Genomic DNA, 23,636 nt, shown 5'->3' on the forward strand with positions numbered 1-23,636 from the left:
TTACTATTGACAAGAGTCCAAAGATTCCCTACATTATTGATCAACATACAGACAGCATCGTTTTTATCCAGAGTGGCGGAGGGACAGGCCCTGCGAAGCCACAGCAACCGGTCCGCCTCCTGCGGATGCCAGGTGCTAAATCCTACCCGCCGACGCCCCCCAGGGGAGCGGCGGGAAAGATGGGAACGGCGCTTCGACGGACAGCGACGATTCCGCATGCCTCGAAGCCCCTTCTCATTCCCGTGAGAAGGGGCTTTTTTATGGCCCCGAGAGCCCGACAGAGGGGGATCACCGATGAAACAAAAGGACAGACTGACCCTGGAAAGCAAACTGGTGCAGCTCGGCGTCGGCTGCGACGAGCGGACCGGCGCCATCAGCGTGCCGATCTACCCGAGCGCCACCTACCGTCACCCGGCCGTCGGCGAGAGCACCGGCTACGACTACACCCGCTCCGGCAACCCGACGCGGCAGATCCTCGAGGAAGGGCTGGCCGAGCTCGAAGGGGGGAGCCGCGCCCTGGCCTTCTCTTCGGGGATGGCGGCTCTGACGACGCTCTTTCTCCACTTCTCCAGCGGCGACCACCTCGTCGTCTCCCAGGACCTCTACGGCGGCACCTACAGGGTTCTCGAACAGGTCTTTGCCAAGCTCGGCCTTTGCGCCGCCTATGTGGACACCAGCGACACCGCCGCGGTGGAAGCGGCCTTCACGCCGGCAACGAAGGCGCTGCTCGTGGAGACCCCCGGCAATCCCCTCCTCGGCGTCGCCGACATCGCCGCCCTCTCGGAGCTCTGCCGGCAACGGGGCCTGCTCCTCATCGTCGACAACACGTTTCTCACCCCGATCCTGCAGCGCCCCCTCGCCCTGGGAGCCGACGTAGTGATTCACTCGGGAACCAAATACCTGAGCGGCCACAACGACCTCTGCTCCGGTGTGCTCATCGCCCGGGAGCCCGAGCTCGGCGAGCGCCTCTACTTCCTGCAGAACTCCACCGGCGCCGTCCTCTCCCCCCAGGACTGCTGGCTGCTCATCCGCAGCCTCAAGACCCTGGCGCTGCGCATGGAGCGCCATTGTCGGAACGCCCTGCAGGTCGCCTCCTGGCTGCAGGCGCACCCCCGGGTCGCCGCCGTCTACTACCCGGGGCTGCCGGAGCACCCGGGGCACCTCCTTTCCCGGCGGCAGGCCCAGGGCTTCGGCGGCATGCTCTCCTTCCGCGTCGAGTCCCCGGACCTGGCGCGCCAGGTCCTGAAACGGCTGCAGCTCATCTCCTTTGCCGAGAGCCTCGGCGGCGTCGAGTCGCTGATGACCCTGCCGGCGGTGCAGACCCACGGCGACATCCCCGAGGCGGAACGCCTGCGCCTCGGAATCTGCGAGAGCCTGCTGCGCCTATCGGTGGGAATCGAATCGTCCGAAGACATCCTCGCCGATCTCGAACAGGCCCTCGCCTGATTCCGCACCCTTCTCCGCCCGGGTCTCCGGGCGGGGAGGGGAACGGTGCCGCGCCCTCACTGAATCCCCCTTCCGAGTCGGTTTCTTGACGCTCCCCCCTCCCCTCCCCCGGCAGGCACTTTTCTTCCAACAGCCCGGGATACCGACACTTTAATCAACGCACCCGCTCCAGCATTAAAATTGCACGAAACTTGCAGGCCCGAGTCTTGTCCGGGAGATCTGATTCATCCAATAATTCAAACATTTGCACGTTATATTCCCCAAGGAGGCCCCCCCTTGAAAACAACGTCCCTGATCATCGCCATCGTCGCCCTGACGGTCGCCGCCTGCAGCTCGCTGCGGACCGACCACCCCATCGCCCCTGTGGCCGACTACGAGAGGCTCCTCGTCGGCAATCTCGAGGCCGGCTACATCGGCAACGACAACTGCATGGCCAAGTGCCATAGCCACGACCGGATCCGCAGGGATTTCAGTCTTTCGGTCCACGGCGAGCAGCTCAGCTCGGAAACCGGTCTCCCCCTGGTCAACTGCGAGTCGTGCCACGGCGCCGGCAGCCTGGCGGTCGAACACGCCGCCGAGCAGAAGAGCTGCGACGCGAGCACCTTCCTGCAACTCAAGGAATTCCCGGCTCAGGTCCAGTCGCTGATCTGCCTCAAGTGCCATTCGGCCTCCTCGACCCCCAACCTCCAGTTCTGGAACGCCAGCACCCACGCCGGCAGCGACGTCAGCTGCTTCGACTGCCACCAGCTGCACAAGGGCCCGCAGCAGAAGGTCGACCGCAAGGACATGGACGAACTCTGCTACGCCTGCCACCAGGACATCCGCTCCGAATTCGCCCAGTTCTCCCATCACCCGGTCCCCGAGGGGAAAATGGTCTGCACCGACTGCCACAACCCCCACGGCAGCGCCAGCGACCATCTCCTCAAGGGGACAACAGTCAAGGAAACCTGCACCCGCTGCCACATGGAATACCAGGGCCCCTACGTCTACGAGCACGCCGACGTCACCGAGGACTGCACCAACTGCCACCGTTCGCATGGCTCACCCAACGATCCGCTGCTGATCACGGCCCAGCCCTTTCTCTGTCTGCAGTGCCATGCCGGCCACCAGAGCAATGTCGTCCCGGCAACCACCGATCCCCAGGGGAACGGTTCTTTCAAGGGGGCCTTCTACACCCGCTGTACCGACTGCCACTCACAGATTCACGGCACCGATGTGCCGTCCAGCAAGGGACGGGGCACCTTCCTGGCCCGGTAAGGGGTTGGACCCTTTTCCCCTTGAATGACATTTCTATCAGGAGACTGCCGTGAAAATGGACCGTTTATTCAAACAACTCTGCCTGCCGACCCTCTTGATCACGACCCTTTGTTCCGCCTTGGCCTTTGCCGACAGCGGCCCTGGTTCGCTCGACGAAGGGTATATCGAACAGAACTTCACCATCGGCTACCGCCTCGTTGACACTCGGGACAATCCCAACCGGGCGGCCGAATATGAAACCAACAACTCCAGCGTCACCCTTGGCGCCGAGGTCGAGGCCGGCCAGGGACCCAATCACCTCTCCCTCGGCCTCGATTACCTCGACCAGGACGATTACCGAGGGGATGCCCACCTCGACTACAAGGGGCTGCTGAGGCTGACGCTCTTCACCGACGCCTTTTTCCATAATCTCGACCACGTCCCATACCTCAACCGACCGGTCGCCAGCACGCCGGGAAACCCGGCCGCCGTACCCGTCGCGACCGGTCCCAGCACCCTGATCGATTATGCCGATGCCGATCCCGGCGACCATTACGGGGTCAAACTCGAGCAGTACGGCGGCAAATTCCGGGGGAAACACCCCGGGGTCCCCGCCCACCTCAATCTCGGCTACTGGCGTCTGGAACGCAGCGGAAAACAGCAGCTGCGCTATGTGGCCGAGGGGTCTCCCTGCTCCACCTGCCACATGAGGAGCCAGACCCGCAAACTCGACCGCGTCACCGAGGAAGTCACCGCCGGGTTCGACGTCCACCTCGGCCCCGTGGACCTGGTCTATGAATTTCTCAACCGCGACTTCCGTGACCAGCAGCCGATCCCCATCGATCCCTTCGAAGGTCTCGCGGGACAACGCATCACCGGCGACTGGGAACATGACGAAGCGCCGGACTCCCGGCTGACCTCCCACACCATCCAGGCCCACACCTCCCTCTCCGGCGGAGTCGTCGGCGCCGCCAGTTTCACCATCGGCCAGAGGGAAAACCGCTCGAATTTGAGCGACGTGCGGCCGATTAAATCAGAAACGGACTTTCAAAAAACCGCCGGCGATCTGACCCTGACCCCCTTCTCCCAACTGACCATCAATCTCCGCTATCGTCTTCTGGACATGGACAACGACAACAGCGACACCCTGGTTGTCGACAGCCTCAATGTCGGACCGAACAACCCGCCCAACACCATCAACGTCCGGGAAAACGTCGATCTGACCACGGCCACCTACGAAGCCTCCCTCAGCTATCGTCCCGTACGCAGGCTGACCCTCAGGGCGGACTATAAACGCGAGGATATTCATCGCGGCAACACCGGCGCCCCCTTCCTCCCGACTCTTTTCACCGCTTTTGGCGGTGTCCATGTGATCGACCCGTACTGGGAATTGCCGGAAGACGAAGTCATCAACCGGTACAAGGTCAGCTTTTTCGCCCGTCCCCTGGACAAGGGGCGCCTGAAGGTGCGCGGCTGGTATCAGTACCGGACCAGCGACGACCCCGCCTACGGAACCTCCATCGAGGAAGGTCACCGCGGATTCGCCGCCCTCGACTGGCTCCTTTCTCCCCGCTTCGGGGTCAACACCACCGTCCGGGCCGATCGCACCGCCAAGCAGAACCAGACCGTTCTGCAATTTGACGGCAGTGCAAATCTTCAAGCCTACGAACTGGACCGCAAAAACGAAAACCAGAATTTTTCGGCCGGCCTCTGGTTTAACCCCGGCAAAGGGTCCCTGATCACCGCCAACTACGGGTATCTGCGGAGCAAGATCGTCCAGGATCTGCTGATCGGCAACGAACCGTCCCAGGCCAACATTGAAGCCGAGGATGTCGATTACCTGCAACGGGTGCAGACGGTGTCCGTCGGCATCCAATGGCAGATCGTCCAAAAACTGCTCCTGCGGACCGAAGGGCGCCACATCCGCTCCCGGGCCTACTTCGACCCGCAATTCAGCTCCACCTTTTCGACCTTTTCCAATTTCCCCCCCGGCGCCATTGCCGCCGACTCCACCGGGCTGCGCGAGCTGACCGAGCTCAACATCGAGCAAAACGGCCTGTCGGCCGGCTTCGATTGGACCCTGGTGAAGGGTTGGGATATTGCCGGAACCTACACCTACGACGCCTACGACGACCGCACCAACGGACTCTACGAAGGAAAAGTCCAAACTTATCTGGCCAACCTGTCGAGGAGCTGGTAATCTGCCTCGTGGCACGTCAACCCCTGCTCTCCCTGGACAGTGACCATGAACTATAAAATTCATTTTTTGTCCGCCTTCTTCCTGGCGCTCATGCTCCTCCCGGCCGTCCCGGCGAGTGCGGGGCCGCAGATCGTGGCTGTCATCATCCCCGGCGATCTCCCCCGCTACGGCGAGGCCCATGCCGCTTTCCTCAAGATCCTCGAAAGCGGCGGGTATGGCGAGGACAAGGTCAAGGTCTTTGTCCAGAAACCGAATGCGGACCGGATGTCGATTACCAACAGCCTGCGGCGGGCCTCCTCGGCCGGCGCCGACCTCTTCATCACCTACGGCGGCGCGGCGACAGACGGAGCGGCCCAGGAAGCGAAGAAATCCGTCGTCCTCTTCGCCGACGTCTATGACCCCGTCGGGCTGGGGATCGTCAATACCCTCAGCGCCCCCGGCGTCAACCGCAGCGGCGCCAGCAGCATGATCCCGATGGCGCCCCTTCTCGAGGCTCTGTCGGCCATCGTCCCGGGTAAGAAAATCGGCGTTCTCTACAGCGGCGACGACAAGGATTCGGTCCTGCAGGTCCAGGAGTTCCAGACTCTTGCCCAAAAGCTCGGTTTCTCCCTCCTCAAGCAGGATGTGGGAACCCCCCAGGAGGCAGCCGGTGCCGTCGGCAAACTGGCAGGGGAAGCCGATGTCCTCTTTCTCTCCAATAGCCTGATGATCGGCACCAGGACCCAGGAGCTCCTCGCCCTGGCTTCCGCCAAGAAACTTCCGGTGATTTCCCAGATCCCCGGCCTGGCCGAGCAGGGCGCGCTCATCAACCTGGAAGCCGATCCCGATGAACAGGGGAAGCTCCTGGGGGTCCACACCCTGCAGGTGCTCGGCGGGCAGAAGGCCTTCATCCTTCCCGTCCGTTCGCCGAAAAAGATGGCGCTGGTCATCAATCTCAAGACCGCCGGCGCCCTCGGGCTGAGTGTGCCGGCAAAAACTCTCGCCGCCGCCACCCGCGTCGTCCGCTGAGGTCATCATCGAAGAAAAGGGCCTGATGCCATGAACACATTGAAACTGCGCTGGAAAATTCTTCTTGCCCTTATCGGCCTCTCCGTCACCCCGATGATCGTCACGCTGGTTCTCATCTCCGGCCTGACCGACGACCTGATCCAGCGGGACATGAGCCAGCTCGCCGAGAGGACAGGTAATTTTGCCGAGCGCAGCACCGCCTCGTCGCAACGGGAGAACGCCAACTACATCGATCTTCTCTGCAGCAATACCGACGTGGTCAACGCCACCTACTACGCGACCCTGACCCAGGACGTCGACCAGCTCTCCGAACTCATCGTCCAGGCCCGCGCGCGTTACGACTTCGATCTCCTCGAGGTTCGCGGCACCGGCGGAGGGCGCCTGCTGCGCGTCGGTCGCGAGGGCCTGTCTCTCGACGAAACCGTCGGGGCGGACCAGCTCCCGGCAAGCGGCGAAGCCAGCAGTGCCATCGGCGCCTTTGCCGGCCGACTCTCGATCATCGTCACCTCCCCGATCATGCTGCAGAATCAACCCATCGGCACCATGGTCGGGGTCACCCTCCTCGATGACGGATTCGCCTCCCGCCTCAAGACCCTGAGCGGCACCGAAGTCGCCTTTTTCAACGAAAGCGGCATCGTCGCCAGCTCCCTGGCCGGCCTCAGGGACCTCGATCCGGGAAGAGCCATGGACCTGCAGACGGTGGAGGTCGACGGCAAATCCTACGCTCTCTACAGCAAACCCCTCGGCAGCGAAGGCCAGGGGGTGATTCTTGCCCTCGACCGCCAGTCCGAGCAGGAGTCCCGCGCATCGATCCGCCGGGTCCTCTTCATCCTTGCCGCTATCGTCGCCGCTCTCGCCCTGATCGTCGGGCTGACCTTCTCCCGGGGACTGATCCGGCCCCTGACGGCGGTGGTCGACAATCTCAAGGAAATCGCCGACGGCGAAGGGGATCTCACCCGCACCCTGGCCGTCACCTCCCAGGACGAGGTGGGCGATCTGGCAATCACCTTCAACCGCTTTATCCTCCGTTTGCGGGAGATGGTCCAGCGTATCCGGGCCGTGACTGCCGACGTCAACGGCGCCACGGAAAAGATCCGCACCTCCTCGGGAGAGGTGGCCAGAGGAGCCGCCAGCCAGGCCAGCGCCCTCGAAGAGTCTTTTACCGCCATCCAGGGGATCGACGCGACGGCGACGGCCGTGGCGGGAAAGATCGGCTCCCTTCTCGAGGCGGCCGAGGAAAGTTCGGCGGCAACGCTGGAGCTCGGCGCCTCGACCTCGGAAATCGCCGAGCAGATGGAGCGCCTCTTTGCCACCGTCGACGAGGTCTCCAGCAGCATCAACGAGATGTCCGTCACCAGCCAGCAGATCACCGAAAACGTCGGCATCCTCTCCTCCTCCACCGAAGTCACCGCCTCCTCGATCATCGAAATGGACTCCTCGATCAAGGAGATCGAGGAGAACGCCGAACGGACCAACCTCCTTTCGGAGGCCGCAGCCAAGGACGCCCAGCGCGGCAAGGAAGCCGTCGACCAGACCATCGAAGGGATCGAAGCGATCCGCACCATGGTCGACCGCGCCGGAACGGCGATTCAGGAACTCGGCAAGCAGTCCCACTCCATAGGCAAGATCCTCACCGTCATCGACGAAGTCGCCGACCAGACCGGGCTCCTCTCCCTCAATGCGGCGATTATTGCCGCCCAGGCCGGCGAGCACGGCAAGGGCTTCGCCGTGGTCGCCAGCGAAATCCGCAATCTCGCCGACCGTACGGCGATTTCGACGCGGGAGATCTCCACCATCATCGACAACCTCCAGAAGGGAACCCGCGACGCCGTGGCGGCGATGCAGGCGGGGAGCGAACGGGTCCACCAGGAGGCCTCCCGCAGCAAGGAGACGGTCGGCGCACTCGATCAGATTCGCACCAGTACCCTCAACGCCACTCACCAGGTCCGCAGCATCGTCCGGGCGACCCAGGAACAGGCCCGGGGGAGCAAGCAGATCACCAATTCGATCAACCAGATCGCATCGATGCTCGGCCAGATCTCCACCGCCGTCCGCCAGCAGACCGACGGTACCCGGCAGCTGGCCAAAGCCGCCGAGGCGATGAAGGAGATCGCCTCCCACGTCAAGCTCAGCACCGGCGAGCAAACCAAGGGGAGCAAGCATATCGCCGAAAACATGCAGAGGATCCAGCAGATGGTCGAGTCCATCGACAGCGCCACCGGCGAGCAGACCCGCCGCAACCGCCAGGTCATCGAGGCGGTCTCGCAGATCCGGCACATCGCCGAGGCCAACAGCGGCCGGGCCGTCGAACTCGACCAGGTGGTCGACGCCCTCTCCCTGCAGGCGGCCGAACTCACCCGGGAAATGGGCGCCTTCAAGGCCTGAGCGAACAATTCGCCAAACCCGGGTCCGACTCCGTGCAACGACCCCCTTGAGTCAGGAACGACCATGACCAGAACACTGCGCACCGCAACCCTCCTCGTGCACCAGGGGCGCGACCGCGACCCGGCCACCGGCGCCGCCGTCGTCCCCATCTATCCCGCCTCGACCTATCATCACACCGCCGGAAAACCGGGGGAGTACGACTACGCCCGCAGCGGCAACCCGAGTCGCGACCAGGTCGAAGAGGCGATCGCTCTCCTCGAGGGGGGTGTCCGGGGCTTTGCCTACCCTTCGGGGATGGCGGCCATCGGCAGCGCCCTGGCTCTGCTCAAGAGCGGCGATCACCTGATCGCCCCCGACGACCTCTACGGCGGGTCCTACCGCTATCTCTCCACGGTCCTTCCCCAACAGGGGATCGAAGCGAGTTTCGTCGACGTCACCGACCTCGAGGCCGTCGCCGCCGCCATCCGCCCCCGGACCCGGGCGATCTTTCTCGAAACCCCCTCCAACCCCCTCTTCAAGATCACCGACCTGCGGGGAATCGCCGCCCTGGCCCGGGAGAGGGGTCTGCTCACCCTTCTCGACAACACCTTCATGACGCCGCTGCTGCAGCGCCCGCTCGATCTCGGCATCGACATCGCCATCCACAGCGCCACCAAATTTCTCGGCGGCCACAGCGACCTTCTCGCCGGCCTGGCGACCACCGCCGACCCCGAAATCGCCCGGCGTCTCAAATTTTTTCACAACGCCTTCGGCGCCGTCCTCTCCCCCTTCGACTCCTTTCTCCTTTCCCGGGGGATCAAGACCCTCAAGCTGCGCCTCGAGGCCGGACAGCAGGGAGCCCAGATCCTCGCCGAGCGCCTTCAGGCGCATCCGGCGGTGGCCCGCGTCTATTATCCGGGGCTTGAGGGATTTGCCGGCCGGGATCTCCATTTTTCCCAGGCCGCCGGCGCCGGCGCCGTCCTCTCCTTCGAACTCAAGGAGCGAAAGGGGATCGTCCCGCTCCTGGAGAGGGTGCAGCTGCCGATCATCGCCCCGAGCCTCGGCGGGGTCGAAACGATCCTCACCCACTGCTGGTCCATGTCCCACGCCGCCATTCCGGCCTCGGTCAAAGAACAGCTAGGTATCCGCGAGACGCTGGTGCGGATTTCGACGGGAATCGAGGACCCCGAGGATCTCTGGGACGATCTCGAGGCCGCCCTCGCTCCGTGAAGGACGGCAGCCGTCTAATCCGATTGACTTTTTCCCGGGATTCCGTTAAGTTCGCCCCTACAATCAAATAGCGCAACGTCTTTATCAAGAGTGGTGGAGGGAAAAGGCCCTGTGAAACCACAGCAACCGATCCGCGTCCTGCGGATGCCAGGTGCTAATTCCTGCCCGAGATCCAGGGGCAAGATGAGGGCGGAGTCTGGCAGATACGTCTCCTGGTATCCAAAAGGCCCCTTCCCGTCATCTATGGGAAGGGGCCTTTTTTATTTTCACCCCGCCAGGGGCACCGATCGACTTCAGGACAGAAGCAGAAAAAACCCCCACCAGGCAAAGGGCCGGAGCATTGAACGGATCCGTCGGTATCGTCAAAACCGAATACGCCGAGTTCGACGTCGAACTGCAGCTCGAGAGCGGCCGCCTTCTCGGGCCGGTCACCCTCGCCTACGAGACCTACGGCACCCTCAATGCCGAGCGCAGCAACGCCATCCTGGTGACCCACGCCTGGACCGGCGATGCCCACGCCGCCGGGCGCTACCATGAGGATGACCGCAAGTCCGGCTGGTGGGACGACATGATCGGCCCCGGCAAGGTCCTCGACACCGAGCGTTATTTCGTTGTCTGTTCCAACGTCATCGGCTCCTGCAAGGGGTCCACCGGACCGACGAGCATCAATCCCCGCACCGACAAACCGTATAATCTCGCCTTTCCCGTCGTCATGGTCCGCGACATGGTGCGCGCCCAGAAGCTCCTCGTCGACCGCCTCGGCCTCCCTTCGCTCCTCACCGTCATCGGCGGCAGCATGGGAGCGATGCAGGCCCTCGAGTGGGGGATACTCTATCCGGAGATGGTCCGCTCCATCATCCCCATCGCCGGCACCGGGCGCACCTCGCCCATGTCCATCTCCCTCAACGCCGTGGCCCGCCAGGCGATCTTCAACGATCCGATGTGGAAGAAGGGGAACTACCGCCCCGAGCACCCTCCGGCCGACGGACTCGCCCTGGCCCGCGCCGTAGGGCACATCTCCTTCCTCTCCGACGCCTCCATGCACCTCAAGTTCGGCCGCCGCTTCTCCGCCCGCGACGGGATGTTCGACTTCTTCGGCCAGTTCGAGGTCGAGCGCTATCTCGAGTACAACGGCGCCAGCTTCGTCGAGCGCTTCGACACCAACGCCTTTCTTTACCTGGCCAAGGCTCTCGACCTCTACGACGCGGCCTGGAATTTTGACGGTCTCGAGGACGCCCTGGACCACCTCCGGTGCCCGTCCCTGTGGTTCGCCTTCACCTCCGACTGGCTCTATCCGCCGCAGCAGACCGAACAGGTCACGGAGATCCTTGCCCGCCTCGGCAAATCCGTCGCCTACCACCTGATCGATTCGGACTACGGTCACGACTCCTTCCTCGTCGAACCGGAGAAGTTCACCCCCTTCATCGTCGCCTTTCTCGATCGACTCGGCTAACAACAAAACCTTCAACGCCGAGACGCGGAGAAGGCAGAGAGCGCAGAGAATATTCCCGAGCGAGGGTTGGCTCTTGCCTCTTCTCCCTCAGGTTGTCCGCATCGGAATGGCTTATATTCCAGGCGGGGCACAAAAAAAGAGCGGTACCTGCCGGCTCCGCCCTGCTCCTCATTCGTCAATGGCCCTTCAATGGGAATTGCGCCGGAATCCTTCGCTCCCCCTGAGCACAGGAAATCCGGTCAAAGTCCTCTCCCGCACTTTTTCTCTGCACCTCCCCGCCTCTGCGTCAAACCTTTCGATTGACTTCTCAATCCCCCTCTTCATCGACGCCGAAGAGATCGAGCTGGGAGAATTTGTGCTCGACGATCTTGAAGGGGCGATGGAGATAGCGGGGGCAGTCGAGAACGTGCAATCCCTCGAGCTGTTTGCAGGTGCGCAGGCATTTGGCGCACAGGACGTTATATTTCTGCACCTTGATCTCTTTGCCCATGGTCCCCTGCCGCCCTGGAATTTATCCCTGAGTCATTGTCGCCGAACCGGCCGCCGAAAGTAAAGGAGCCCTCAGAGCGTCCCCTTGAGGACCGCTTCGATCGCCGTGCGCAGTCGCCGCACCCCTTCCTCCTCCGGTTCGATGTCGATCTCGATGCGCCGCTCGGGGCGGGTGTGCCGATAGAGGGGGTCATAGTAGAGGACCATCAGGTCGCGCACAAGCTCCTGCCAGCGCCCGGCTTCGAGGAGCCCAAGGAGACGCTCGACGGTCTCGGCGCCGAGGCGCTGACGCAGGGCGTTGAGCGGAGCAATGAAGGACGGCTTGAGATCGTCGACGGCGGGATAGTCGTCGAGGGTGACCTGCACCCGGTAGTCGAGGGAGGCGTTGATCCAGAGGGTCGTCTCCTGCTGCAGGGACTCGAAGACGCGGGGGGGGACGACCAGACGACCGATGTGCTTGCTCTCCCCTTCGGCCAGGGCATAGCCGTCCGCGGGGACCTGCCGCAGGGCCTCCCACAGCCGGGTTTCGAAGGTCTTCTGCGTCGGCTGGTTCTGCAGGCCGAGGCCTCCGAAGGCGCTGCCGCGGTGATGGGCCAGCCCCTCGAGATCGATGACCGGGTACCCTTCCTCCCGCAGGCGCAGCAGCAGCCGGGTCTTGCCGACCCCGGTGAGCCCCCGCAGCACCAGAAGCCGTCCCCAGCGCCCCTCCTCGAAAAAGGAGCGCACCTCGGCGCGAAAGGCCTTGTGTCCGCCGATGAGCTGGCGGGCGGGAATTCCGGCGAAGTCGAGAAAAGTGGTCAGGGCGCGGCTGCGCATCCCCCCACGCCAGCAGAAGACCACCACCGGAGGACGCCGTCCCGCCAGGGCCTCCTCGATCCGGGCGATCATCGCCGGAAGACGGGGCGCCACCAGTTCCACGGCGAGGCGCTTTGCCGCCCGCTTCCCCTCGACCTTGTACAGGGTCCCGACACGCGCCCGCTCGGCATCGTCGAAGATCGGCACATTGACGGCGCCGGGGATGGTCCCCTCGGCAAATTCCGCCGGACTGCGGGCGTCGATGAGGAGTGCGCCGAGGTCGCGCAGGGCAAGGGCCTGGTGGAGATCGATGGTCAGGTGGGACATGGGAAAGGGACACCGGGGGGGAAAGGGTTTGTTTCTTGCCCGGTTATACCGGAAAAGCGCCGCAGACACAAGGGCCTTCCCCGGCAAGGGGGGTTCAGCCAAAGAAATCGTGTTTTGAGGGTTGACATCGGCCAGGCGATGCCCTATAGTCTGCCTTCCCTGTCGCGGGGTGGAGCAGTCTGGTAGCTCGTCGGGCTCATAACCCGAAGGTCGAAGGTTCAAATCCTTCCCCCGCAACCAAAAAACATCAAGGACCGGCCATCAGGCCGGTCCTTTTTTTATCCACCCTCCTCCGGGGTGCCGACACCGCAGTCGCGCAGCAGGTCCTTGATCTCCCCCTCGGAGAGCTCCTCGACCCTGAAGCTGCCGTCGGCATTCTTCTCCGGAACGGTGACCCCCGGCTGAAGCCTTTCGGCCTGCTTCAACCGATATTCCTCCCCCCGCACCTGCGACAGCAACCGACGGTTTTCCATGTCCATATCGTACCGTTCGATCCCCGAACGGATTGCCATGCGCAGTTCCACGTCGTTCCACGGCTTGATGAGAAAACGGTAGATCTCTCCGCCGTTGACCGCCCGCATCGCCCCGTCGAGACTGGCATGACCGGTCAGCATGATCCGCACCGTTTCCGGGGCGCGCAAGCTGGCCAGGGACAGAAATTCCGAACCGGTCATGCCGGGCATCCGCTCATCGGAGACGACCACCTTGAATCGCACCTCCTTGAGGAGTGCCAGGGCCTCCTCGCCGCTGCTGGCCGTCTGCACCTCCCAATCCTCGTCGATCAGTGCCCGCTGCAGTGCCTTGAGTACGTTTGCCTCGTCATCGACGAGTAGAATGGCATTGCTCATGATTTAATCTCCCGGCTGCGGCCGCAGGGGCCGAACCCTTGTGTCGGCCGAAAAAGGCGCCGATCGTTCCGCCGCTCCCCCTGGCTCCCTGTCATCTTTTTCTTGAAGGCCCGGCCCCGCTGACCGGGTCGGCGTCATCCCTGTCCTGCGACCCTGTCATCCCCGTCCCGGAAATCTTCGTCTCTTCTGAGGATATCGAGAAAGGCTCCGGTCAATTCCGGATCGAGGGATGTGCCGCGCAGTCTTTCGAGCATCTCCATCGCCCCCCCGAAGGAGAGCTTCCGTTGATAGGGGCGATCGCTGGTCATGGCGTCGAAGACATCGGCGATGGAAACGATCCGCGCCTCAAGAGGAATGGCTTTCCCGGCGAGGGCCCAGGGATACCCCTTGCCGTCGTAGCGCTCATGGTGATGCCTGATGATGTTGACCACCGCCGGAGCCAGGCGCGCCTGCAGGGCGACCTCGGCTCCCCACTGGGAATGGTTCTTCACCAGGGAGTATTGCTGGGGATTCAGGGGCCCGGGGAAATTGAGGATTTCTTCCGGCACCCCCACCTTGCCGCAGTCATGCAGCCAGCTGCCGTAGCGGATCTCCTTCAACGCCTCACCCTCCAGGGGGAGGACAGAGGCAATTCGCTGGGCGTAGTCTGCCACCCGGTCGCAATGTCCCTTGGTATAGGGATCCTTGAGCTCGACCATCTGCCCCAGGGAACGGAGGGTCGAATCGTCGCGGCTGCGCATGGAGCCGGCGAGCCGGTAGCGAAAGAGCCCGTCGATGACCACCCCCTTCAGCTCCGCATCGTCCCAGGGCTTGGAGAGAAAGCGGAATATTTCCCCCTGGTTGATGGCCGCCACCGCCGTCGCCAGATCGGCATGGGCCGTCATCAGCACCCGCACCGTCTCCGGGGAAAGGCCCCGCACCCGGGAGAGCAGCTCGATCCCGTTCATCCCCGGCATGCAGTGATCGGAGACCACCATGGCGACGGGACGCTGCTGTATCAGCTCGAGCGCCGCAGCGCCGCTGCTCGCCCGGAGAAACTCGAAATCATCGTCGAGGAACAGCCGCTCCAGGGAGTTCAGAATCTTTTCCTCGTCATCGACGAAGAGGACGGCCTCAGGCACCATGCGACTCCTCCCTGACCACCGGGATGACAACGGTGAAGGTACTCCCCTGACCGGGGGTGCTGCAGATGCGAATTTCGCCGTCATGTTTTTTGACAATGTCGTAGGAAACGCTCAAACCCAGTCCCGTCCCCTTGCCGACCTCCTTGGTGGTAAAAAAGGGCTCGAAGAGGCGGCTCTGGTTCTCGGGGAGAATCCCCTGGCCGCTGTCGGCAATCGAGACGAAAATGTTTTCGTCTTCATACCAGGTGCGGATACGGATCGTTCCCTGCACCTCTATGGCCTGGGCGGCGTTGACCAGGAGGTTCATGAAGACCTGGTTGAGGGCCTGGGGATGGCAGAGGGTCATGGGGATCTCCCCGTAATCCTTCTCCACGGTCGCCTTGTATTTAATCTCGTTCCAGACCACGTTGATGGTCGATTCGAGGCACTGGATGAGGTCGGCCGCCTGCCTCTCCTCCCCGTCCTTGCGGGAGTAGCTCTTGAGATCCTGGACGATCTTCTTCACCCGATCGGCTCCTTCCAGCGACTCTTCGACCAGGTCGACGATGTCCTTGAGGACGTAGTCGATCTTCATCCTCTTCCGGAGGTGCTCCAGCGCCGCCGCCGTTTCCCCCCCCAGGGCGTCCCTGCCCAGGAGCGTTCTTTCTTCGAGGAGATAATCGACAATCTTCTGGGCGTATCGGGACAGCGACAGGAGGTTGCTGGCGATAAATCCCATGGGATTGTTGATCTCGTGGGCCATCCCCGCCGCCAGTTGCCCGAGAGAGGCCATTTTCTCCCGCTGTACCATCTGCGCCTCGGTGGACTTCAGGTCGTCGAAGGCCTGCTCGAGTTCCGCCCGGCTTCGCTCCAGCTGCCGATGACTCTCCTGCAGTTCGAGACTGATGCGCTTCATTTCCGAAATATCGTGACAGACGATGATTCCCGCTCCGTTGTTGTATGCATTCTCGGAGAATTTCACCGAAAACCAGCGGTCCGAATCCCAGTGATAGCATTCGACGCCCTGGGGGTTGAGTTCCTCCACGGAGGTGTCGAAGTCGGCGAGAAAGCCGCCGATGGGCGTCCCGAGGATCTCGTTGAACCCTTTTTTGACAAGAACGGCAAAGGCCCTGTTGCAGCGCCGGATCCTCCCCGTTTCGTCGATGAGGATCACCAGATCGGCGATCCGGTCCATGCTCTCTTCCCACTCCTGCTTCGCCTTGACGACCTGGGAAAAGACGTCCCTGAGTTCGGTGTGTTTCCTCTCCTGCTCCCCCCTCGCCGATTCAAGCTCGGTTTCGGTCTTTTTGCGATCGGTGATGTCGACAAAAGAAATTACGCTGCAGGCCAGGGAGGGAATAGACCGCGCCGAGACCATCAGGGTGCGGGGGGCCTCTCCCTCCCGGATCAGGGGGATCTCCTCCCGGCCGGAGAGCAAAGCCCCCTCCTCCTGGCAAAACCCGTGGAGTGAAACAATTTTCGCGCGCACCCCGGCAGGAAACATCTCCAACCAAGCTTCGCTCCCCGGAAGGGACGCCGGCGGACGGCCGATCAGCTTCGAAAATTCATCGCTGGCCGCGACAATCTTCATACCGGGATCGAGAATGATCTTCGCACTTGTGGCGCCGGCAAAAACCATCCGGAACATTTCGTCCAGAACCTCTGGCCCCGCCGCTGAATTGATTCTGGTTTCGCCAAGATTCATCGAAAATCCTCTGATTGCCTCCCGGCATCCGCTTCTGAACGAACGGCCGGTCAAAGTTTTGACCTGCCCGCCCGCCTTCCGCCGCCCTGAAGCCTGCCTTTATCCCGGACCCGGAGTTCCTCAGCACGCCCGGGCCAACAGAGCGGCGGGGATCAGGGGAAACTCTTCAATTACCGTGCCACCTCCGCCTTGCCCGATCCTCCCTTTCCCTCCCCCCACGGCCCGTCTCCGCGTTGCCGATCTTGACTCAAATGACCATTGCTGTTATAATTCGCCAAGTTATTTTCCCTGCCGCGCTCCCGGAAAGGACAACGATGGGACAAAACTCGACGTATTGGATGGGACTTCTCTTCTTTACCCTCCTGACGGCTCTGCCGGCCTTCGGCGCCGGGAACAGCAGTTGTCCTCTCCCCCCCACCTCTTCTCCCGCTCTCCACTACGACCGGATAGAGATCCCCTCTCTCGAAGGGGCGCCGGGGACCGTCGCAGAGCCCGACACCTCCCCTTTTACCGATCTCAAGGTTCCGGACGCTCCGCCCGCCCCTCCAGTCGTCGGGTCGACGCCGAAGACCAAGGGTGTATCCCTCCGTTTCGAGACCGCATCCCCCTTCACCCCCTACCTCGGCGCGGCCATCGGTCCTTCCGCCGCCGACGCCACCCCCGCAGGGAGACCGGACTCGGCACCTCCGGAAAACCTCGAGCAATCCTCCGCCTATCTTCTCAGCGCCGGAATCGCCTGTGACCTGAACCGCGGAGCCCGGCTCAACCTCGGCTACCGCTACGCCACACACAGCCTCCCGGAACTGGCCAACCCCCTCGGCCTGGACTCCGATCCGGCCGGCGACGATCATCACATCTCCGTTGGCCTAAAACTGGCTTTTTAATCAGGTTCGGCCCCCAACCCCCCGTCCCACAAAACAAATTTCCCCGGCAAAAAAATAACCCTCCTCTCTTGCAGGTCGAAACAAACCTGCTAATGTGTTTTAGAGTTTTCTCTAACCACAAGGAGGAGGTTGTTATGAAAAGGAAGATTTTGGGGCTGCTGGCGACGCTGCTGGCATCGGCATGTCTGGCTTCGGTGTCCTTCGCCGCCAACGTCCCCTACCTGGGCGTTCAGGTGGGGGGAACCTGGGTGGATGACGCAGACCTCAGTGACGAGACAGGAACCTTTGGCGAAGCCGAATTCGACACGGGCTTCAACGTCGGGGTTACGGGGGGAGTCGACTGCGGGCCGGGGCGTTACGAGCTCGAATTAAACTATCGGCAGAACGATTTTGATAAAATTTCCGTACCAGGTCTTGTCATTACAGGCTTGGATGGCGACATCAGCGCCATCAGTTTTATGGCCAACGCCTTCTGGGACATCCCGACGGGGAGTCCGGTCACACCGTACCTCGGCGGCGGTATCGGGGTCGCAAATGTTTCGATTAATGACCTGGGCGCACCAGGGATTGGACCGATTGCCGACGATGACGATACGGTCTTCGCCTACCAGGTTGGCGCCGGAGTCGCCTTTGAACTCAACCCCAATATGGCCCTCGATCTCGGTTACCGCTACTTTGCCACCTCCGACCCCGAGTTCACCGACGTCGACGGCTTCAAGTTAGAATCGGAATACAAAACCCACAATGCCTCCCTCGGCCTGCGCATCATGTTCTAGGGTTCCAACGTCCACGAAAAAGGCCAGCCGAAAGGCTGGCCTTTTTTCGTGGGGGAGAACCCTGAGGGGTTGATCTTCGTTATGATTTCATCCGGCGAGGAGCGCTCCGACTTGCTTTACAATGAAGAACGGCTCGGCAACGCCGAGATAGGTGAGATTCTCCTCCCGAATCAACGGGGCAAGAGCCGTTCGAAAGCGGTTCCCCCGATCGACGATGACGATCGGCAGGGTCCGTTGAACCTCGCGGACGCGCAGAACCATCTCGCGGATCTCCTCCTGTGCCCCCCAGTTGTTCACCAGCAAAAGATCGCTTCGAGCTTCGGTCTCCCTGTGACTGGAGATCCGGTTGATCGCCTCGATCGGGTCGCTGACCACGACTACCCTGTTCCCGGCAATATGCAGCAAAAAGTTGAGACTGACCGGTTCATCGCTCGGCCGTTCCACCATCAGGATATTTTTTGCCCCCATGGTTCACCTCTTCGTCGACCGTTGCAAAAATGCCTCTCTCTTGTTCTCTTAGAGGAGCAAGGTCGATGCCAGGATGACGTCCAAGACGCAGGGTTGCAATTTTACTGATTTTTTCATCGACTGGCTTCAGAAAAGCTCTCCACGAAGGGTGTAACCGGAGTTGCGCTCGACCCGCGCCGTTGAGCCGAAAGTTCCCCGCCGCTCCCCTTCCCCCGAAAAAATCAGCGGGGCCCAGGTTCTCCTGGGCTCCGCTGATTTTGTGAAATCGGTGTTTACCGGGGGGTGGAGGCGGCCTCCTGGCGCTGGTTCCTTAGACGCTTGCTCAGTGCCGGTCGCGAGATGCCGAGCATTCCGGCGGCGATGGTCTGGTTCCCCTGGGCGCGGCGCATCGCCTCCTCCACCAGCAGGTTGGCCCCCTGGGTCAGGGTCGGCAACCGGTCGCCGTAGGAGATTCCTTCCCGAGCGCCATCGGCTCCCGGGGTCAAAGGTTCGCCGGCGGCCGCATTTGGCGTCAGGCCCATCGCCATCCGGAAGGTCCGGGTCGACAGAATCCTCCCCTGGTGATGACTGACCGCCTCGAAGACCATCGCCCGCAGCTCGCGGATGTTGCCGGGAAAGGGGTGAGTGGCCAGGAGGACGGAGAGTTCCGGGGGGGCGGTCGGCTTCTTCTTGCCGAACTCGCTGGCTGCCTCTTCAAGGAAAAGGTTGAGCAGAAGCGAAATATCGTCGCTGCGCTCCCGAAGAGGAGCGATGTGGATGTGATGGGTGCGAAGGCGGTAGTAAAGATCCTTGCGGAAAGCACCGGAGGCCAGGCGGGCGGTGAGATCGACATTGGTCGCCAGGACGATACGGGCGCCGCTGCGCTTGGGACGATCGCTGCCGACGGGATAGTAGTCTCCTTCCTGCAGCAGGCGCAGGAGCTTGACCTGGGAATTCAGGCTCAAATCCCCGATCTCGTCCAGAAAAAGGGTGCCGCCGCGGGCCTGCTCGACGAGCCCCGGGCGTTCCCGGTCGGCGCCGGTAAAGGCGCCGCGGCTGTGACCGAAGAGGGTGTCGGCAAAGATGGTGTCGTCGAGTCCGGCCACGTTCAACCCGACCCAGGGTTTGCCCGGACGGCCCACCTCATGGACGGCTCGGGCGAAGAGTTCCTTGCCGACCCCACTCTCGCCGGTGATCAGTACCGGCTGGCTGGTGGGTGCCACGGTTTCCAGATAGTGAAAGAGGGACTCCATCTGCCGGTCGCCGGTGAGGATGGCGGCGACGGCGGCGGGGAACTTCAGATCCTTTCGACCCAGACGCGTCTTGAGGATCTGGTTTTCCCGCTGCAGCTGCTGCATGCGTATCGCCCGCTGCACTCCGGCCAGAAGCCGTTCTTCCTCCACGGTCTTGACAAAATAGTCGAAGGCGCCACCCTTCATGCACTTGACCGCCATGTCGACCTGATCCCGACCGGTCAGGATGATCACCGGGATGTCGGGATACTCCGGGGCGATGGTCGCCAGGAGATCGTCCCCGGAGAGGTGGGGCATGGTCAGGTCGAGGAGGACCAGACTGACCGGCTGATGCGCCAGAATCCCCATGACCTCGCGGCTGTCGTGGCAGGTCAGGAGGTTGCCGTAGCCCCCTGAGCGCTCGAGCATCCGGGAGAGGCTGCGGGTCCAGAGAACTTCATCGTCCACCAGCAGAATCGGCAGGGGCGGGGAGGTGCAATTACTCATCGGCGTCATCCTTGGTATTCACGGGGAGGGAAAGGGTCGCGGTGGTCCCCTCGCCGACGGTCGAGTCGTAGCGGAGAGTGCCGCCGTGTTCCTTGACAATGCGGGCGGAGACGGAAAGTCCGAGGCCGGTCCCGCCGTTGTTCCGCCGGGTGGTGAAAAAGGGTTCAAGGATATGGGGGAGATGTTCCGGGGCGATTCCCCGCCCCTGATCCCTGATCTCCAGGAGGTTCATTCCCCGCCCGGGATCGAAGCGGGTGGTCAGGAAGATTCCCCGGTCTTTGGCGTCAAGCGCCTGGCAAGCGTTGAGAAGGAGATTGATGACCACCTGTTCGAGACGCTGGGAGCTGCCAGAGAGCTGGGGCAACCCTTCGCCGTATCTGCAGTCGAAGACCGTGGTGGCGGTGCGGATGGTGCTGGCGACCAGGCGCACCGCCGTCTGAACCGAATCATTGAAATCGAAAGAATCTTTGCAGCCCTGGGGGTCCTGGCGGGCAAAATCCTTGAGATCGACGACGATCCGCCGGATGCGCCCGGCGCTGTCCTCCATCTCCTTCAAGGCCATCGGCAGCTCTTCCCGCATCCGCTCGTATTCCATCCCTCCGAGGGTGAAATTTCTTTCCTTCTCCCAGTGGGCCTCGAGGATCGGTTGGGCATCGGCCCACACATCCGCCAGCAGGGAAAGGTTGAGGATGATCAGGCCGTTGGGGTTGTTGATTTCATGGGCGACGCCCGCCGCCAGTTCGCCGAGGGCAGCCAGACGGCTGTTGCGCAGGGCCTCTTCCCGGAAGGCGAACTTCTCGGTGATGTCGCTGGAGAGCCGGATCACCCCGGTGACCAGGCCGGCGCCGTCGGTGAGGGGAAATGCCTTGACCCCCCAGATCCTGCCGTCGGGTGTCCGATCGAGGGCCTCGGCAGGTTTCCCACTGCGGAAACTCTCGCAGACAGGGCAGAGGAGCGGCCCCGGGGAATCCGCCCAGGAGAACCACAACCCGTGGCAGAACGTTCCTTGCCGGGAATCCCCCTGGGCCTCAAGGTAATCGCCGGTGCTGCGATTGGCCCAGATCAGCCCCCCCTCGGGGTTGAGGAGACTCAGAGAATCGGGGATCCCGTCGAGGAGGGTCTGAAACTCCTGGGAAAGACTCTGGTAACGGGCCCGGCTCTCCAGCAGCTCCGAATCGAGCCGCAGACGTTCCTCCGCATCCCGGGCCCAAATGAGTAAAAATTTCCGCCTGCCGACGCTCTGGAGGGTCCCCCGAATTGCCACGGCGAGTTCTGAGCCGTCCCGGTGGCGCAGGAGCCCGCCTTCGCTGACAATTTCCCCGGCGACCGCCCCCAGGAGAAACCGCCCCAGAGAAAAACCGACGCCGGAAGCCTCGATCTCCTCCCAGGAGAGGGCGAGCAACTCGGGGCGGGTGTAGCCGAGGAAATCGCAGGCGCGCTGATTCACGGCGATGCAGGGACCGCCGACCGTCGTCAGAAAGCAGGCGTCGTCGGAGAGTTCGACCAGGGGCCGCAGGAGAGCGTCGACGGATCCGGATTTTTTTCGTTCCCGCAGTATCCACCCGCTGCCGATCAGGAGGCATGCGACCGTCAACCCGACTAAACAGCTTTCGAAACTCACCGCGTTCACCTTTTCTTTCTGCAGGACGATCTGTCGCCTTCATTTCCTGTCGATGCACAATCCGTTCCGGAAGCGCCCCCAGCCTTTTTCCCCGCCACGCCCCCCCCTCCTGCCCCTTCGGCCCGGATCGGCCAGAAGGGAGCCGAGAACCGGGGGTTTTCGCCCCTGGTGACAAGATCCGCACCCAGGGTGCGCCGGAGACGAATCGGAATCTGCGGTGAGACAATGTTATCTATCTGGCAAATGGTCATATTTTTTGCACCTGGCTTCCTGTCCCTGTCGGCAGGGAGTCAGTCATATTCATCTGTTGTCGCAAAGAGCCGAACAGAAACAACATTCTACATTTTACCCCCCTTGACACCGGATCGGGACGGTCTTATGGTAAGACCAATTGTAACAACATTCAACCCGCAGCGAGATGCCCATGTCCCCGACTTCGACCTTCTGCCAGCGCGCTCTGCACGTCTTCCATCTCGACCCTCTGATGGCATGGTGGAGTCGCCGCGACGCCGCAGCGAAGCGCTCCTGTCCCCTGCACTTCTCCCGCCGCACCCGGCAGCGCGTCGCCTGGAGCCGCTTCGTCTGCGGCATCGGGGCGCAAACCGATATCCTGACGGGAAAAAACCGGCAACGATAACCTCCCGCCGGAGACGTCCCAAGAAAAAAGAGCCTCCTGCAACGGCCATGCGCCGCTGCAGGAGGCTCTCCTGCTTCTCAGGTTTCCCCTGAAAGGGAAAGCCCCGACGGATCAGGACATACCGAACATCGCCCGATACTCTTCCTCGATGAGCATCCCGTGATGATGGGTCGAACTGGCGTTGGCCTCGTAGATGGCCCGGATCGCCGGATCGGCGATCCCCGAGGCCACTTCCCGCAGTTTTTTCTCCAGGGCCTCTTCCTGCTCCATGGCCAGCTCAAGGACCTTGCGCTCGTCGAATCCCCCCATCATGACCTGCTGCAGCGCCGTCCACCACTCGGAAGAGGTGTCGGGAGGGGCCTGCATATACTCGTCGAAGGGGGGAAGATCCCCCCCCGTGTAAGCCTGATAGAACATCCGGGCGTGCTGCCGCTCTTCGCGGGCCAAGAGCTCGAAGACCTGGCGGGCCCTCTCTTCGCTGAGTTTTTCGGCACCATAAAGATAGAAATCCATGGCGTCCTTTTCCGTTCGGATCGCATCGCGGATCGCCGCCTGGGCACTTGCTCTATTCGTCATCCTTGGCCTCCGTCACAGGTCGATGGGTTACAGAAGAATTTGTCAAAGGGTGGCGAACCTTATCACGATTTTTTCCCTCCCTGAACATTTTTTATCCGAAGCGTCTTCAGGATACCGACATCTCGGCCAGGATCCGGCGATAGACCTCCCGGTCGGCTGCCGTGAAACAGACGAAGGTCACCTCGGCCAGAGAGTCCTCCTCTCGGAGGAAGCGCAGGGTCTCTCCGAGGGCGATCCGGCAGGCGCGGTCGAGGGGAAAACGGTAGGCCCCGGTGCTGATGGAGGGAAAGGCCAAAGTCGAGAGTCCGTGCTCCGTCGCCAGTCGCAGGGCGGAACGGTAGCAGGAGGCGAGGAGCTGGTCCTCGCCGTGAGCCCCGCCCTGCCAGACCGGTCCGACGGTGTGGATCACGTAAGGCGCCGGCAGGCGGTAGCCGCCGGTGATGCGGGATTCTCCCGTCGGGCAGGGACCGACAGTCCGGCACTCGGCAAGCAACTGCGGACCTGCGGCGCGGTGGATGGCCCCGTCGACCCCACCTCCGCCGAGGAGGGAGGTATTGGCGGCGTTGACGATCGCATCGACCTTCATCCGGGTGATGTCCCCCTGGACAATGGCAATTCCTCCCTCTTTCATCCCCTTCTTCTCCCTTCATCAAGGCGGTCTATACCCCATCGTACCACCGGGGATACTCCCTGCAGCAGCCCTCCTCGCGTTTTCCGGTTCCCTCCCGGATATTTTTCGTTATAATCGATCA

At 62.5% G+C, this 23,636-nt stretch carries 20 protein-coding genes, 1 tRNA gene and 2 riboswitches; of the genes, 11 read left to right on the forward strand and 10 right to left on the reverse strand.

The genetic code is table 11. The features are described 5' to 3' along the window. Nucleotides 1–60 precede the first annotated feature (60 nt). Nucleotides 61–186: riboswitch (SAM riboswitch) on the forward strand. A gap of 126 nt (nucleotides 187–312) precedes the next feature. The 7 genes from DSOUD_RS15755 (at nucleotide 313) to metX (ending at nucleotide 10,937) form a co-directional block, all read left to right on the forward strand. Continuing rightward, on the forward strand, nucleotides 313–1,446 hold the full coding sequence (locus DSOUD_RS15755; RefSeq protein WP_053552425.1) for a trans-sulfuration enzyme family protein: 1,134 nt from the start codon (nucleotides 313–315) through the stop codon (nucleotides 1,444–1,446). Nucleotides 1,447–1,722: 276 nt separating this feature from the next. Continuing rightward, nucleotides 1,723–2,703 carry a DmsE family decaheme c-type cytochrome gene (locus tag DSOUD_RS15760; protein ID WP_232426460.1) on the forward strand — a complete coding sequence of 327 codons (981 nt, stop codon included), beginning with the start codon at nucleotides 1,723–1,725 and terminating at the stop codon, nucleotides 2,701–2,703. 55 nt (nucleotides 2,704–2,758) lie between these two features. Beyond that, the gene (locus DSOUD_RS15765) at nucleotides 2,759–4,882 is read left to right on the forward strand and encodes a porin family protein (protein WP_157671896.1); all 2,124 of its coding nucleotides are present in this window, start codon (nucleotides 2,759–2,761) and stop codon (nucleotides 4,880–4,882) included. 45 nt (nucleotides 4,883–4,927) lie between these two features. Beyond that, nucleotides 4,928–5,890 (forward strand): ABC transporter substrate-binding protein, encoded by a 963-nt coding sequence (locus tag DSOUD_RS15770; protein ID WP_053551908.1) that lies wholly within the window; start codon nucleotides 4,928–4,930, stop codon nucleotides 5,888–5,890. A gap of 30 nt (nucleotides 5,891–5,920) precedes the next feature. After that, nucleotides 5,921–8,275, forward strand: a complete 2,355-nt coding sequence (locus DSOUD_RS15775; RefSeq protein ID WP_053551909.1) for a methyl-accepting chemotaxis protein — start codon at nucleotides 5,921–5,923, stop codon at nucleotides 8,273–8,275. 63 nt (nucleotides 8,276–8,338) lie between these two features. Further along, the gene (locus tag DSOUD_RS15780) at nucleotides 8,339–9,484 is read left to right on the forward strand and encodes a trans-sulfuration enzyme family protein (protein ID WP_053551910.1); all 1,146 of its coding nucleotides are present in this window, start codon (nucleotides 8,339–8,341) and stop codon (nucleotides 9,482–9,484) included. A 78-nt stretch (nucleotides 9,485–9,562) separates the two neighbouring features. After that, nucleotides 9,563–9,674, forward strand: a riboswitch (SAM riboswitch). A 150-nt stretch (nucleotides 9,675–9,824) separates the two neighbouring features. Then, complete coding sequence (gene metX, locus DSOUD_RS15785; protein WP_053551911.1) at nucleotides 9,825–10,937, forward strand: homoserine O-acetyltransferase MetX; 1,113 nt, start codon at nucleotides 9,825–9,827, stop codon at nucleotides 10,935–10,937. A gap of 307 nt (nucleotides 10,938–11,244) precedes the next feature. Here the strand turns inward: metX and DSOUD_RS15790 are convergent, their stop codons facing one another. Both DSOUD_RS15790 and mnmH read right to left on the reverse strand, forming a co-directional pair. Further along, nucleotides 11,245–11,427, reverse strand: coding sequence for a hypothetical protein (locus DSOUD_RS15790; RefSeq protein ID WP_053551912.1), 183 nt, complete (start codon nucleotides 11,425–11,427; stop codon nucleotides 11,245–11,247). Between the two features lie 71 nt (nucleotides 11,428–11,498). After that, nucleotides 11,499–12,548, reverse strand: a complete 1,050-nt coding sequence (mnmH, locus tag DSOUD_RS15795; RefSeq protein WP_053551913.1) for a tRNA 2-selenouridine(34) synthase MnmH — start codon at nucleotides 12,546–12,548, stop codon at nucleotides 11,499–11,501. Nucleotides 12,549–12,711: 163 nt separating this feature from the next. Here mnmH and DSOUD_RS15800 point away from each other — a divergent pair. Then, nucleotides 12,712–12,788: transfer RNA gene (locus DSOUD_RS15800), tRNA-Met, on the forward strand. Between the two features lie 38 nt (nucleotides 12,789–12,826). On the opposite strand, the gene DSOUD_RS15805 is transcribed toward DSOUD_RS15800, so the two are convergent. From DSOUD_RS15805 to DSOUD_RS15815, 3 genes are all read right to left on the reverse strand, one after another. Then, complete coding sequence (locus DSOUD_RS15805; protein ID WP_053551914.1) at nucleotides 12,827–13,396, reverse strand: response regulator; 570 nt, start codon at nucleotides 13,394–13,396, stop codon at nucleotides 12,827–12,829. A 134-nt stretch (nucleotides 13,397–13,530) separates the two neighbouring features. Continuing rightward, a complete protein-coding gene (locus DSOUD_RS15810) occupies nucleotides 13,531–14,520 on the reverse strand; it encodes an HD domain-containing phosphohydrolase (RefSeq protein WP_053551915.1) in 990 nt (329 codons plus the stop codon). Next, the gene (locus DSOUD_RS15815; protein WP_053551916.1) at nucleotides 14,510–16,204 is read right to left on the reverse strand and encodes an ATP-binding protein; all 1,695 of its coding nucleotides are present in this window, start codon (nucleotides 16,202–16,204) and stop codon (nucleotides 14,510–14,512) included. The genes DSOUD_RS15810 and DSOUD_RS15815 overlap by 11 nt, the downstream gene beginning before the upstream one ends. Before the next feature lie 314 nt (nucleotides 16,205–16,518). On the opposite strand from DSOUD_RS15815, the gene DSOUD_RS15820 reads away from it, so the two are divergent. Beyond that, nucleotides 16,519–17,088 (forward strand): porin family protein, encoded by a 570-nt coding sequence (locus tag DSOUD_RS15820; RefSeq protein WP_157671897.1) that lies wholly within the window; start codon nucleotides 16,519–16,521, stop codon nucleotides 17,086–17,088. Nucleotides 17,089–17,222: 134 nt separating this feature from the next. Beyond that, on the forward strand, nucleotides 17,223–17,864 hold the full coding sequence (locus DSOUD_RS15825) for an outer membrane protein (protein ID WP_053551918.1): 642 nt from the start codon (nucleotides 17,223–17,225) through the stop codon (nucleotides 17,862–17,864). 87 nt (nucleotides 17,865–17,951) lie between these two features. Here the strand turns inward: DSOUD_RS15825 and DSOUD_RS15830 are convergent, their stop codons facing one another. From DSOUD_RS15830 to DSOUD_RS15840, 3 genes are all read right to left on the reverse strand, one after another. Continuing rightward, entirely contained in the window at nucleotides 17,952–18,332 is a 381-nt protein-coding gene (locus DSOUD_RS15830; RefSeq protein ID WP_053551919.1) for a hypothetical protein, read from the reverse strand. A gap of 272 nt (nucleotides 18,333–18,604) precedes the next feature. Beyond that, the gene (locus DSOUD_RS15835) at nucleotides 18,605–20,050 is read right to left on the reverse strand and encodes a sigma-54-dependent transcriptional regulator (protein WP_053551920.1); all 1,446 of its coding nucleotides are present in this window, start codon (nucleotides 20,048–20,050) and stop codon (nucleotides 18,605–18,607) included. Further along, a complete protein-coding gene (locus DSOUD_RS15840; protein WP_198300326.1) occupies nucleotides 20,043–21,671 on the reverse strand; it encodes a PAS domain-containing sensor histidine kinase in 1,629 nt (542 codons plus the stop codon). Before DSOUD_RS15840 ends, DSOUD_RS15835 begins: the two co-directional genes overlap by 8 nt. A gap of 424 nt (nucleotides 21,672–22,095) precedes the next feature. Here DSOUD_RS15840 and DSOUD_RS15845 point away from each other — a divergent pair, with 424 nt between their 5' ends. Continuing rightward, entirely contained in the window at nucleotides 22,096–22,308 is a 213-nt protein-coding gene (locus DSOUD_RS15845) for a hypothetical protein (protein ID WP_053551922.1), read from the forward strand. A 111-nt stretch (nucleotides 22,309–22,419) separates the two neighbouring features. Here the strand turns inward: DSOUD_RS15845 and DSOUD_RS15850 are convergent, their stop codons facing one another. Both DSOUD_RS15850 and DSOUD_RS15855 read right to left on the reverse strand, forming a co-directional pair. Next, nucleotides 22,420–22,884: a ferritin family protein gene (locus tag DSOUD_RS15850; RefSeq protein ID WP_053551923.1), complete on the reverse strand. Its 465-nt coding sequence runs from the start codon at nucleotides 22,882–22,884 to the stop codon at nucleotides 22,420–22,422. 106 nt (nucleotides 22,885–22,990) lie between these two features. Next, nucleotides 22,991–23,515, reverse strand: a complete 525-nt coding sequence (locus DSOUD_RS15855; RefSeq protein WP_053551924.1) for an O-acetyl-ADP-ribose deacetylase — start codon at nucleotides 23,513–23,515, stop codon at nucleotides 22,991–22,993. Between the last annotated feature and the right edge of the window lie 121 nt (nucleotides 23,516–23,636).

The sequence above is a fragment of the Desulfuromonas soudanensis genome, assembly GCF_001278055.1.
Classification (GTDB): Bacteria; Desulfobacterota; Desulfuromonadia; order Desulfuromonadales; family WTL; genus Deferrimonas; species Deferrimonas soudanensis.